Genomic DNA, 12,003 nt, shown 5'->3' on the forward strand with positions numbered 1-12,003 from the left:
TCTCGGGGGCGCTGGGGGAGTTGCCCGTGGATCTGCTGCAGGTCACCCTGATGGTGTGCGAGCAGGATCGCCGACGGGCGGGCAGGATCATCGAGCGCTACCAGCAGCGCCAGGGCAATGGCTGGCTGTGCGGCCAGTGCGGGGAGGAGAACGGCGCCAACTTCGATATCTGCTGGCGCTGTCATCACGATCCCCAGGATCACTGAGATCTCTCCCTTCTTTCGCTCCTCAGCGCAGGGTGAAGTCGATGTCCTCACCCGCGCTGGCATCGTGATAGATCGCCAGATCCAGCTCCTTCTCGCTGCGGGCGATCAGCACTGACACCAGGATGTCGCCGGAGACGTTGACCGTGGTACGGGCCATGTCGAGGATCCTGTCTATTCCGGCGATGAGCGCCACCCCTTCCAGCGGCAATCCCACCGCGGTCAGCGTCAGGGTCAGCAGCATCAGCCCTGTGCCCGGTGTGCCCGCCGTGCCTATGCTGGCCAGGGTGGCGATGCTGATGATGGTCAGGTAGTCCACTACGTGCAGATCCACCCCGAACGCCTGGGCCACGAACAGCGCCGTCACCCCCTGATAGAGCGCGGTGCCATCCATGTTGATGGTGGCGCCGATGGGCAGCACCTTGGCGGTGATGGCGGGGGAGACCCCCAGCCGGCGCTCGGCGCAGGCCAGGCTGATGGGCAGGGTGCTGCTGCTTGAGCTGCTGGTGAAGGCCACCGCCTGGGCGTCGACGATGCTCTTGAAGTAGTGCAGCGGATTGAGGCGGGCCAGCAGGATCAGCAGGCTGCTGTAGACCCCGAGCACATGCAGCAGGCAGCCGAGGTAGACGGCGCCGATCACCTTGAGCAGGGGCAGCAGCAGACTCGCCCCGTATTTGCCCGTCATCCAGGCCATCAGGGCGCAGACGCCATAGGGGGCCAGCGCCATCACCATCTGGGTCAGCTTGAACATCCCCTCCGCCAGGGAGGTGAAAAACAGAATGGCGGGGCGGCCGCGCCGCCCGGTGGCATTGAGGGCCAGGGCGAGGGCCACTGCAAACACGATCACCTGCAGGATCTTGCCATCCACCATGGCTTGCACCGGGTTGTGGGGCACCAGATGACTCAGTACGCTGGCCAGGGTCGGTTGCACCATCACGCCGGTCCGCTCGTAGGGTCCCATATTGGCGCCCATGCCGGGTTCCAGCAGCCAGCCCATCACCAGGCCGATGCAGATGGCGACGGCGGTGGAGCAGAGGTAGAGACCTATGGCCTTGCCGGCGATCCTGTCGAGGGTCTTGCCCTTGAGCAGGGCGGTGAGACCGGCGATGACGGAGCAGAAGATGAGAGGCACCATCAGCATCTGTATGGTGTTCACGAACAGGACGCCGATGGGTTTGAGCAGCAGTGCCTGCTCGCTGAAGCCGAGCCCGAGCCCGATCCCGGTCAGCATGCCGAGCAGGGTCTTCAACCAGAGTGGGCGGCGGGTCCAGATCCGCCAGGGCTTGAAGACCAATCCATGGAACAGCATGACGCCAATGTCCTTATTTTCTGTCTGCGATGGCAAAGGGGCGCTAGTGTAGCCATCCCCCGATCAGGTTGCCACATTATCGACAAAGCGATGCTCCCGGCCAGCCTGGGGGCGCTAAAAAAGGCGTTTTGTTGGCTTACATCAAGATCGGGAGACGGGGTTCAGGCTCTAATTGACATCTGACATGATGATTAAAGAGGTTTGAGATGTCCCAGTCGATACACGGTCACGAAGTAATGGAGATGATGCTGGAAGAGGGGGGCCATTTTACCCAGGCCAGCCTCAAGGAGGCGATTGAGGCGCGCTTTGGCGCCGATGCCCGTTTCCATACCTGCAGCGCGAGCGAGATGGATGTGGAGGCGCTGATCGACTTTCTGGCCAAACGCGGCAAGTTCATCGAGTCCGAACAGGGCTTCCAGACCCGGGCCGACAAGGTCTGCAACCACGGCTGATCCCGCGGCGAGCGCACCGGGGCGCTCGCCGAATCCCGTCTCCTTTGTTATATTTCGCCCTCTCCCCCCTCTGTTAAAGGCTTGGCCTGGGCAACGCCCGGGAACCTGTATGGATACGTTCTCCGCTGCCGTCATGTTGTTTCTGATCATGGATCCGCTGGGCAACCTGCCGGTCTTCCTCTCCATCCTGCGCCATGTCGATCCCAAGCGGCGGCGCAAGGTGATGATCCGCGAGCTGCTGTTCTCCTTAGGCATCATGCTGGGCTTCCTGTTTGCCGGTCAGCAGATCCTGAGCTTCCTGAACCTGCGTCAGGAGGCGGTCAGCATCGCCGGGGGCATCATCTTGTTCCTCATCGCCATCAAGATGATCTTCCCTAGCCCCGGTGGCGTGACCGGGCTGGCGGCGGGGGAGGAGCCCTTCCTGGTGCCCATGGCCATTCCCATGATAGCGGGCCCCTCCATCCTGGCCTCCCTGCTGCTGTTGGCGAACCAGGAGCCGACCCGGATGGCGGACTGGTCCCTGGCCCTGCTGATGGCCTGGGGCGCCAGCGCCGTGATCCTGATGTTCTACGAGCTGTTCAACAAGCTGCTGGGTGAGCGAGGACTCACCGCCGTGGAGCGGCTGATGGGTATGCTGCTGGTGATGATCTCGGTGCAGATGCTGCTGGATGGCGTGCACCACTATCTGGCGGTGACGGGCAAGGGGTAAGAAGAAAGGGGCTGCCAGGCAGCCCCTTTCTTATTGTGCGTCCATGACGGCCAGCGCCTCGTCCGCGCGGGACGGGTCGCCGGGGGGGCTCTCCAGCTTGCCCATGATGAGGGCGAGCAGGGTCTCCCGCAGCCAGCGGTGTCCCGGATCCTCCTCGTGGCGCTGATGCCAGATGAGCAGGTGGGAGATGCTGTCGAGGGCGATGGGCAGCGGCAGCGGCACCAGCGGATAGACCTGGGTCGCATGACGGGCATAGAGCCGTGACAGGGTCACTATCATGTCCGAGTGCATGCCCATGCGCAGCGCCGCCTCGAAGGAGGGCACGGTCGCCTCGATACGGCGATAGAGATCCTGCTCCGCCAGCTTGTGATCCAGCATCCAGCGGTCGCGCCCCTCGCAATAGGTCTGCACGTGGGGATAGGCCAGGTAGCGGGGGAGATCCCACTCGGGTTCGCGCAGCGCCGGATGATCCCGCTGTACCAGGCAGGTGAGATCATCGATAGCGAGCAGCCGCTGGCAGATGGCGTTGGGCAGGGTATCCAGCCTGAAATCCGAATTGATGCAGTTCTCACGCACCGTGAAGGCGATGTCCACTTGACCCTGGCTCATCTCGGTCAGGCTGTGCTCTGTCCACTCCTCGTAACGCAGCCGGATCCCCGGTGCCTGACGCTTGAGCTCGCTGAGGTAGAGCGGTGCGAACAGGGTGAAGGCGCTGTCCATGCTGGCGATGACGAACTCCCGCTCGGTGCTGACGGGATCGAAGGCGGGGGGCTGGATCAGGTTGTCCAGCGACAGCAGTATGGGTTGCAACTGCTGCTGCAGATCGAGGGCTCGCGGGGTGGGGTCCAGCCCGTAGGCTGAACGGACGAACAGGGGGTCGTCGAAGGTTTCCCGCAGACGGCCCAGCGCCTTGCTGACGGCCGACTGACTCAGATGCAGGCGACGGGCAGCCCGGCTGCCATTGCGCTCCTCCAGCAAGACTTGCAGGATAATCAACAGATTAAGGTCTATGCGCCCGAGCTGTTCCAGCAACATGATATGAATCCTCTTCAATTCTTAGATGAATTTATACCATTTGTTTTCATATCTTGGCGACCCTATGCTCGAACTGTCTCTCGCCTTCATGGCGGCTGGTACAGGATGTAGCGGTTGAGGGGACAAGTAGCACCGACTCATACGGCGGCCAAAGGCCGCCGTATCTTTTTATGTCTTTTGACGATTTTCCTGCCAACTTGCGCCTGCCTTGATTTTGCCCAACAATCGTTGCGCCTTCTTTTGATACAAACAACGGGTATCTATCTGTCAGGAGTCGCCCTATGGGACTTGGTGGAATTCATATCTGGCATCTGTTGATCCTGCTGGTGGTCGTCGTCGTGGTGTTTGGCAGCAAACGCCTGGCCGGCGCCGGTGAGGATCTGGGCACCGCCATCAGGGATTTTCGTAAAGCCTTGCGTGACGATGAAGTACATCCGAAATGAGTAGGAGTGGAAGTATGTCTGTAGACGAAAAAGTGGAATTGAATGAAACCTGCGACAGCTGCGGCTGTTTCGCCGAGATCGGCACCATCATAGGTGAAGGCGACGATGTGATGGAGCTGGTGATCGAGGCCGCGGCAGAAGCCGACGCCCGTGCCAAGCTGGCAGCCTATGAGGCGCTGGCCAAGCAGGTGACCGCCGAAGCCGTGATCGACAGCGAACTGACCCAGGGCGCAGACGGCGTGATCCTGAAGGCCCGCCTGCAATTCACCTGCACCGCCGAGAAGCTGATTTTCGAGATGCGTGCCCGCTCTATCTGAGCCCCTGATGAGACGGCAGGCTTGCCTGCCGTATTGCGTTGCCCCTCGCCTTTTCCCTCTCTTTGCGTTGTATAGTGAGTTATCCCACGGACGTTCCGGTTCCAGTCCGGCACGCGTCGCTCTGGTGCAGAGGGGTGACCTGATACCCTGATGGCACTCTGTCATCTGTTCCAGGCCTTGTCTTGGCGGGGAATCATCCGGCTCGAGTCGACCCACAGAAGGTGACTACATCATGATGCGATGGCTTTGGGCCCTGCTGGTCTTCTGCTCTCTCCCTCTGCTGGCGGCGGATCTCGGTTCCCAGCCTGGTGATGCCCCTTCGCGCGCTGCGGACGTCAAACCCAAACTCCTGCCCCAACCCGGGGATCTCGAACACATACTGCAAAAGAAGGAACTCAGGGCCCTGGTGGTTTATGAACGGGGCTTCTTCTTCTTCGACAAGGGTGCCCAGTACGGCATCCTGGTCAATCAACTGCAAGGCTTCGAGCGCTGGTTGAACCAGACCTATCTCGCCAGGGAGAAGCTCAAGCTCAAGATCATCTATATCCCGGTGCGTCAGGACAAGTTGCTGGACTATCTCACCGAGGGGCGGGGGGATCTGGTGGCGGCCAACCTGACGGTGACGCCGACCCGGCGCGAGCAGGTCACCTTCTCCCAGCCGCTCATCTCGCCCATTGAGGAGTGGGTGGTGAGCCAGCGGGAGCTGACGGGCTTCAACCGCATCACCCAGCTCTCCGGTCGGCGGATCTGGGTACGGGCCAGCTCCAGTTATTACGAGAGCCTGCATCAGCTCAACTGGCTGTTCCGCGAGCTGGGGCTGCCCCCCGTCTACATAGAGACGGTGCCCGAGTACCTGCAGGACGGGGATCTGCTGGAGATGGTGGCGGCCGGCATCATACCGCTGACCGTCACCGACAGCTTCAAGGGACGGATCTGGCTCGACATGATAGGGGGCCTCAAGGCCCACAAGCTGATCCCGCTGCGGGACAAGGGACGCAGTGCCTGGGCGCTGCGCAACAACAGCCCCGAACTGCTCAAGGCGGTGAACGCCTATATCTCGGAGTCGAGCAAACGCACCCTCTACAGCGACATGACCCTGCGCCGCCTGATGGCCCAGAGTGACCAGATGAGCAACATACTGGCACCGGATCCCCTGGGGCGGCTGTCGACCATCCGCAAGGTGCTGGAAGCCCAGGCCGACAAATATCAGCTCGACTGGCTGATGCTGGCGGCGCTGGCCTACAAGGAATCGGGGCTCAACCCCAACGTCCGCTCCCACCGCGGGGCGGTCGGCATCATGCAACTGCTGCCGAGCACGGGGGGCGAGGTGGGGATCCGCGGTGCCAGGCTCACCAGCCTGGAAGGCAATGTGGAGGCGGCCTGCCGTTACATGCGGCTCATTCTCGATACCTACTTCAACGATCCTGGGATGGACAGGCTCAACCGCCACCTGTTCGCCCTGGCGGCCTACAATGCGGGCCCGAACCGGGTGCAGGCGCTGCAGGCCAGGGCGAGGGAGAGGGGGCTGGACCCGAACGTCTGGTTTGGCAACGTGGAGCAGCTGGTGGCCAACGAGGTCGGCCAGGGGCCCATCAACTACGTCGGCACCATCTACAAGTATTACGTAGCCTACCGCTTCAGCCTGCCCCAGCTGGAGGGCAAATCCGAGGCCATAGAGGCGGCGCAGCCCTGAGCGTCAGTGCCGGTCGGAAAGGCCATCCTCACGCGCAAGGGGGAGGGTCTCCCAGCCCTGATCCCGGTGCTGCTGGTACCAGGGGGTCAGCAGCCTGGCGGGAGTGGGATCCGGCTGGCTGGCCTGTGGTCGCTGGCTGAGGGAGGGGTGGTCGCGCAGTTCCATCATCGACTCCTTGACATGCTGCAATCGGGGCGGTTGTCTGGGTTATGCCACCGCCTCATGACAAGGAGATGACCCTTGCTCACCGCCGACTTTGCTTTGCTCGACGATCCCGGCACCGCCCTCAAGGCCCGCTGCCAGCTGATCCGTGGCGCCCGCAGCCGGATCCAGGCCCAGTATTACAGCTGGGAGGAGGACAGCAGCGGCAAGCTGCTGCTGTCGGAGTTGCTCCATGCGGCGCGGCGAGGGGTCCGGGTTCAGCTGCTCATCGACGACCTCTATGCCGGCGACAACCGCTTCCTGGAGGTGGTGGCGGCAGAGCCCGGCATCGAGGTTCGCCTGTTCAATCCGTTCTGGCTGAGGGGCTGGCGCCCCCTGACCCTGCTGCTGGAAGGCCTGCTCAGCTTCCGTCGCATCAACCACCGCATGCACAACAAGCTGCTGCTGGTGGATGGCCGCGAGGCGGTGATCGGGGGTCGCAACATCGGCGATCGTTACTTTGGGCTGGGGGCGTCCCCTCACTTCGTCGATCTGGATCTGGTCTGCCGTGGCCCCCTCTGCCGCCAGGTCGAGCAGGGCTTCGAGTTGTTCTGGCGCAGCCGCTGGAGCCACCCCATCCGGCGCCTGTTGCGGCGCCCCCTGCTGCCTGCCGAGATCCACGTAGTGAACGATTTCCTGCTCACCCTGACCGACCCTGTGGTGGCCATGGTCTACGATCTGCCCGCCAGCCTGTTCGATGGGGTGCCGGTTCCCCTTGGCTGGCATCCGGGGTTCGGAGAGTGCTGGTTTGACCGGCCCGGCAAGGGATTGATCTCCCGGCCGACCACGGCGCCCCGCCTGGGACGCAAGCTGGCGGGCAATCGGGAGACGCTGCGGTTGGTAAGCCCCTACCTGATCCTGACCCGGAGCCTGCGCCGCCATCTCAAACGACAACGCCAGGCGGGGGTTGGCATCGAGATCCTGACCAACTCCCTGGCCAGCACAGACGTGCCCCTGGTGTATGGCGCCTATCGGCGCCACCGCCCCTGGCTGGAGCGGCAGGGCATAGTGCTGGCCGAGCTGGCGGGTGAGGCTCACAGTCTGCATGCCAAGCTGATCCTGATGGGGGAGGAGGAGGCCCTGCTCGGCAGCTTCAATCTGGATCCCCGCTCCCTGATGCTCAACACCGAGCTGATGTTGCATCTGCGCTGCACGGCGCTCTGTGCCGAGCTGGGGCACTGGCTTTGCGGGTGGCAACAGGCAGCGGCGCATCCTGTGGTGGCGCCCCCCTCGACGCTGCGGCGTCTGCTGGCGCGACTGAGCGACTGGTTGCCGTTGTACCCCTGGCTGTGAGAGGGGCCTGGCTTGTGCGAGATCTCGCAAAGCCTTGTGCGCCTTCGAGGATAACGTTTGCCATCCAAAACCGGATTGAGATTTTATCGTATTGTTTTTAATCACTTTATATCTGGTGGTGAACCCTGATGCTGCTACCCGGTCTGCATAGAGGTCCGTATAAAGCGGTTTTTTATTTTAATTAACTGCGTAGTATTTCGGTTGCAAGGACAAACACGGCGGCTCGCCTGCCGTGTGGGTGAAGGGGGTAAGGGAATGGGTCGGCCGGAGTGTTCTGGCAGATACTGCGGATCGGGAGCGGAAACCCGTGATGCGGAAAAGATCCCCGTTATTGCCGGATCCCAATACGGAACATGCTATTTGCGAGGGGGTGACATGCGAGTGTCGCCCCATTTTTTTGTTTCTCGCCTTTGGGGCGCATACAAGAAGACCGCCAGCAGGCGGTCTTCTTGATCCGGGCTCCTGAGCGTCTCAGGCGATGCCGGCCAGCAGGCGACTCCAGTTGCGTTTGGCAACGAGGAAGCCATCCCGAAGGTTACGATATTCCAGCTGCAGCCTGAGCCTGTCGTAGCGCGCCAGCGCCTTGCGCTTGCGCTGCTCCAGCAACTGCTTGCGGCTGGCGTAGTAGTGCTGGATCTGCAGGCTCAGCTTGTCGTACTCCTCCTGCAGCAGCGCCTGCCACAGCTCCCTGTCATCCTGCTTGTGCAGTCTGGCCTGGGCGCGCTTGAGCTGCATCTCCAGCCTGGCCTGCTCGATTCGCTCCTCAGGGCAGGATCTGAGATCCCTAGCCAGCCCGCACCAAGCGGCGATGCGGATCAGCCACTTGGTGGGGTCGAACTGCCACCAGCGGATACCGTTGCGGTAGTCGTTCTCGAACAGGTGATGGAAGTTGTGATACCCCTCGCCAAAGGTGAAGAAGGCCAGGATGCCGTTGTCCCGGGCGCTGTTGCGGTCGGTGAAGGGCTGGCTGCCCCAGATGTGGGCCAGGGAGTTGATGAAGAAGGTGGTGTGATGGGTCATCACCATGCGCAGCACCCCGGCGAGCAGCAGCATGCCAAGCAGATCCCCATGGATCAGACCGAGCAGCAGCGGGATGCCGATGTTGGTGGCCAGGGTCAGCGCCAGATAGTGCCTGTGCTGGAAGGCGACCACGGGATTGTTCTGCAGATCCCGCACATTGCTGTAGTCGTGGTAGATCTCGCGCTGGTATTCACGCAGCATCCAGCCGATGTGGGAGTACCAGAAGCCGCGGCCCGCGCTATAGGGATCCTTCTGATTGTCATCCACGTGGCGGTGGTGACGACGATGATCGGACGACCAGTGGAGTGCCGAGTTTTGCAGGGCGAGGGCACCGCCTATGGCGAAGAACCATTGCAGGGCCGGGTGGGCCTTGTAGGCCTTGTGCGACCAGAGTCGGTGATAACCGGCGGTGATGGAGATGCCGCAATAGCAGAACAGCAGCAGGAAACTGCTCCACTGCCAGAGGTCATAGCCATGGGTCAGGCCATACCAGGGTACCGCAATCAGTGCCGTCAGCCCGGAGAGGGCAAACAGCAGGGTGTTGGTCATGATGATCGGGGGGCGGTCCATTTCACTCGGCTCCATTCAGCGAACAGCTGTCCACTATTCTCCATTGAGCCGGAATGCGGGTCAATGGTAAAAAAGTCGGAGACAAACCTGATCCAGGCCCCGCCTTCGGGTTATCATCTGGCCTCGCTAATCGCAAGGTGACTGTTTTCGTGGGTATTCGCGCGCAACAAAAAGAAAAGACCCGGCGTACGCTGATCGATGCGGCGTTCAGTCAACTCTGTGCCAACCGCAGCTTCTCCAACCTCAGCCTGCGGGAAGTGGCCAGGGAGGCGGGCATTGCGCCGACCTCCTTCTATCGTCATTTTCGCGACATGGAAGAGCTGGGGCTGACCCTGGTGGACGAGGGCGGCCTGACCCTGCGCCAGCTGATGCGCCAGGCGCGCCAGCGTATCGCCGGTGGTGGCAGCGTCATCAGCACCTCGGTGCAAACCTTCATGGAATTCGTCGAAAACAACCCGAACATCTTCCGGCTGCTGCTGCGCGAGCGCTCCGGTACTTCTGCGGCGTTTCGCCAGGCGGTGGCCCGCGAGATCCAGCACTTCATCGCCGAGCTGACCGATTATCTGGAGGCGACCACACAGGCGCCACGGGAAGAGGCCTACATCCAGGCCGAAGCCATGGTCACCATCGTCTTCAGTGCCGGTGCCGACGCCCTCGACATGACGCCCGAAGAGTGCCGGGCACTGTCGGAACGCACCATCAGCCAGTTGCGAATGATCGCCATGGGCGCCGAGGTTCTGAACCGCAAGCGCCGCGAATCTCTCTCATAAGTCAAGGATGGACAGTCCCATGCATGAATCGAACGCGATCCCGAAGAAACCCCTGCTGCTGGCCCTGCTCATCGGCATCTGCGGTGATGCCTTCCTGTCGGTGCTGACCGAGTCGGTTGTGCCCTTCTCCTTCTTCCCCCTGATCGCCCTGCTGCTGGCGGCCTACCAGCTCTATCAGCACTATCGCCACGAGCCCATGGTCGGCAATACCCCCAGTTGCATCCTGCTCTGCTTCTTTATCGGGGTGTTCGGCCATTCGGCGCTGCTCAAGGTGCAGTACCCGGAGCTTGGCAGCAACTTCTTCTCCCTCATCGCCATGCTGCTGCTGCTCGCGGTGCTCTCCATCAAGCTCGGGATCAGCCTGGGGAAAAAAGCGAAGGAGTGACGCATCACTCCTTCTGGTTCGATTTGCCGGTGGTTAGTCGACCCTGGGCGGCGTTTCGCCTCTCTGTCTGGCATCTATGATGGCTTGCAGCTTGGCCCGGATCTCCATCATGCCGAACACGCCGAAGATCAGCACCTGAGTGAATTCGAGGCGAGTGACCGCGAAGTAGGGCTTGCAGGCGGCCTTGATCATGCTCGCCTGTACCCAGTGCATCAGTATCACGATGACGCCGCAGACCGGCAGAAAGCCGTTCAGTTTGCCCGGCAGTGTACCCAGCAGGGCCAGCACCACGCCGAGCCAGAAGAACAACAGCACGCCCATCGCCAATAGATTAAACACCCGCTTCATCGCTTATCTCCCGTACATAGAGTTGAGAGCAGACCTGACCGGCCTGCTTGTCCTTGAGTCGTTGCCCAGATTGACGAGGAGGGGCATAGCGCCCACCTCCCGTACCTACCCGGCATTTAAACCGCAGCGTCATCCTGGATGTCCCGCAGATAGAGCTGATAGCAGACCTGACCCGCTTGTTTGTCCTTGAGTTGTTTCCAGCTGGCAGGAAGGGGCAGATCGCTCATCTCTTTTTCTCGTTCAAGATAGATGAGGGCGTCCGGCGCCAGCCAGCCGCGCTGTTCCAGCAGATCGCACACCTGGGGCAGCAGTTCACGGCGAAACGGCGGATCCAGGAACACCAGATCGAAGGGGGTGGCGGGGCCTTGCAGCCAGCTTACCGCATCGGCCTGGATCACCTGTCCCTGGCTTGAACCCAGAGTGAGCAGGTTTTTCTTGAGCTGATCGGCGGCCCCCTTGTCCATTTCGACCAGGGTGACCTGCTCGGCGTAGCGCGACAACGCCTCCAGCCCCAGGCCGCCGCTGCCGGCAAACAGGTCGAGACAGCGGGTGCCACGGACATGAGGGGCCAGCCAGTTGAAGATGGTCTCCTTGACGCGATCCGTGGTGGGTCTGAGTCCGTCCACATCCCTGACCGGCAGTTTACGGCCCTTCCACTGGCCGCTGATGATTCTTACCACGCCCGCTCGCCCCTGGGGGGCTGGGCTCTTGCTCGGGCTGTTACGGCTGGATTTCACTCTGGGCATCGCGTTTCGTCGTCAGAAAATAAAGTGGTAGTATAAGGCGGTTCATTTTTATGCCGACCCGCCGAGGGACGGCTATCTTAGCAGTCAGCCAACGAAGTGAGTATTTTTTAGATGGCAAAAGGTTTGTTTTCCTGGCTGGGTTTCGGCCGCAAGAAAGAAGAGGCTGAGGCCGTCCAATCACAGGCCCCTGACGCCACCCCGGCTGTCGCCGAGTCCGAGGCCCCCGTTGCCCCCGCTCCCGTCGCTGATGTTTCCCTGACCGAGGCCCCTGCTGTACCGCACGAGGTGCCCCTGGCGACCCCTGACGAAGGCCCTCTGGTGGTGGAGGAACCGGCCTCCGAACTCGAGCCCGTCATCGTCAATGAGGCGCTGATCGCCGCCGAGGCCCAGGCTGCCGAAGCTGCTCGCGTTGCCGCCGAAGCACAAGCCGTCGAAGCTGCCCGTATTGCTGCCGAGGCCCAGGCTGCGGAAGCCGCCCGTGTTGCCGCCGAGGCACAAGCCGCCGAAGC

At 61.9% G+C, this 12,003-nt stretch carries 15 protein-coding genes and 1 pseudogene; 10 read left to right on the plus strand and 6 right to left on the minus strand.

From position 1 onward, the window contains the following. Positions 1-206: putative signal transducing protein (locus BN1127_RS19570; protein WP_042650551.1), on the plus strand; the 206-nt coding region annotated here is incomplete at its 5' end. A gap of 22 nt (positions 207-228) precedes the next feature. On the opposite strand, the gene BN1127_RS19575 is transcribed toward BN1127_RS19570, so the two are convergent. Further along, the gene (locus tag BN1127_RS19575; RefSeq protein ID WP_042650552.1) at positions 229-1,512 is read right to left on the minus strand and encodes a dicarboxylate/amino acid:cation symporter; all 1,284 of its coding nucleotides are present in this window, start codon (positions 1,510-1,512) and stop codon (positions 229-231) included. A gap of 206 nt (positions 1,513-1,718) precedes the next feature. Here BN1127_RS19575 and BN1127_RS19580 point away from each other — a divergent pair, with 206 nt between their 5' ends. Next, complete coding sequence (locus tag BN1127_RS19580) at positions 1,719-1,964, plus strand: YecH family metal-binding protein (RefSeq protein WP_042650553.1); 246 nt, start codon at positions 1,719-1,721, stop codon at positions 1,962-1,964. A 109-nt stretch (positions 1,965-2,073) separates the two neighbouring features. Further along, a complete protein-coding gene (locus tag BN1127_RS19585; RefSeq protein ID WP_042650554.1) occupies positions 2,074-2,673 on the plus strand; it encodes a YhgN family NAAT transporter in 600 nt (199 codons plus the stop codon). Between the two features lie 30 nt (positions 2,674-2,703). On the opposite strand, the gene BN1127_RS19590 is transcribed toward BN1127_RS19585, so the two are convergent. Beyond that, positions 2,704-3,708, minus strand: coding sequence for a LysR substrate-binding domain-containing protein (locus BN1127_RS19590; protein ID WP_042650555.1), 1,005 nt, complete (start codon positions 3,706-3,708; stop codon positions 2,704-2,706). Between the two features lie 281 nt (positions 3,709-3,989). On the opposite strand from BN1127_RS19590, the gene tatA reads away from it, so the two are divergent. The 3 genes from tatA (at position 3,990) to BN1127_RS19605 (ending at position 6,161) form a co-directional block, all read left to right on the plus strand. Beyond that, positions 3,990-4,151: a twin-arginine translocase TatA/TatE family subunit gene (gene tatA, locus BN1127_RS19595; RefSeq protein WP_005323446.1), complete on the plus strand. Its 162-nt coding sequence runs from the start codon at positions 3,990-3,992 to the stop codon at positions 4,149-4,151. 14 nt (positions 4,152-4,165) lie between these two features. Beyond that, on the plus strand, positions 4,166-4,468 hold the full coding sequence (locus tag BN1127_RS19600; protein WP_042650556.1) for a YfcZ/YiiS family protein: 303 nt from the start codon (positions 4,166-4,168) through the stop codon (positions 4,466-4,468). A gap of 232 nt (positions 4,469-4,700) precedes the next feature. Beyond that, complete coding sequence (locus tag BN1127_RS19605) at positions 4,701-6,161, plus strand: MltF family protein (protein ID WP_042650557.1); 1,461 nt, start codon at positions 4,701-4,703, stop codon at positions 6,159-6,161. Between the two features lie 3 nt (positions 6,162-6,164). Here BN1127_RS19605 and BN1127_RS22550 read toward each other — a convergent pair whose 3' ends face one another. Continuing rightward, on the minus strand, positions 6,165-6,326 hold the full coding sequence (locus tag BN1127_RS22550) for a hypothetical protein (RefSeq protein ID WP_171268562.1): 162 nt from the start codon (positions 6,324-6,326) through the stop codon (positions 6,165-6,167). Between the two features lie 75 nt (positions 6,327-6,401). Between BN1127_RS22550 and BN1127_RS19610 the strand changes: the two genes are divergently transcribed. Continuing rightward, positions 6,402-7,655, plus strand: coding sequence for a phospholipase D family protein (locus BN1127_RS19610; protein WP_042650558.1), 1,254 nt, complete (start codon positions 6,402-6,404; stop codon positions 7,653-7,655). Between the two features lie 471 nt (positions 7,656-8,126). Here the strand turns inward: BN1127_RS19610 and BN1127_RS19615 are convergent, their stop codons facing one another. Further along, positions 8,127-9,245: an acyl-CoA desaturase gene (locus BN1127_RS19615; RefSeq protein ID WP_042650559.1), complete on the minus strand. Its 1,119-nt coding sequence runs from the start codon at positions 9,243-9,245 to the stop codon at positions 8,127-8,129. 149 nt (positions 9,246-9,394) lie between these two features. Between BN1127_RS19615 and fabR the strand changes: the two genes are divergently transcribed. Together fabR and BN1127_RS19625 are read left to right on the plus strand one after the other, a co-directional pair. After that, positions 9,395-10,015 (plus strand): HTH-type transcriptional repressor FabR, encoded by a 621-nt coding sequence (fabR, locus tag BN1127_RS19620; RefSeq protein ID WP_005323438.1) that lies wholly within the window; start codon positions 9,395-9,397, stop codon positions 10,013-10,015. A 19-nt stretch (positions 10,016-10,034) separates the two neighbouring features. Beyond that, positions 10,035-10,400: a YijD family membrane protein gene (locus tag BN1127_RS19625; protein ID WP_042650560.1), complete on the plus strand. Its 366-nt coding sequence runs from the start codon at positions 10,035-10,037 to the stop codon at positions 10,398-10,400. Positions 10,401-10,433: 33 nt separating this feature from the next. On the opposite strand, the gene BN1127_RS19630 is transcribed toward BN1127_RS19625, so the two are convergent. Together BN1127_RS19630 and rsmD are read right to left on the minus strand one after the other, a co-directional pair. Continuing rightward, entirely contained in the window at positions 10,434-10,748 is a 315-nt protein-coding gene (locus BN1127_RS19630; protein WP_042650561.1) for a DUF1145 domain-containing protein, read from the minus strand. Positions 10,749-10,864: 116 nt separating this feature from the next. Continuing rightward, entirely contained in the window at positions 10,865-11,494 is a 630-nt protein-coding gene (rsmD, locus tag BN1127_RS19635; RefSeq protein ID WP_042650562.1) for a 16S rRNA (guanine(966)-N(2))-methyltransferase RsmD, read from the minus strand. A 111-nt stretch (positions 11,495-11,605) separates the two neighbouring features. Between rsmD and BN1127_RS22555 the strand changes: the two are divergent. Continuing rightward, positions 11,606-12,003 (plus strand): annotated as a pseudogene (locus BN1127_RS22555) (signal recognition particle-docking protein FtsY); the annotation flags it as partial.

It is taken from the genome of Aeromonas media (assembly GCF_000819985.1).
In the GTDB taxonomy this organism is placed as follows: Bacteria; Pseudomonadota; Gammaproteobacteria; order Enterobacterales; family Aeromonadaceae; genus Aeromonas; species Aeromonas media.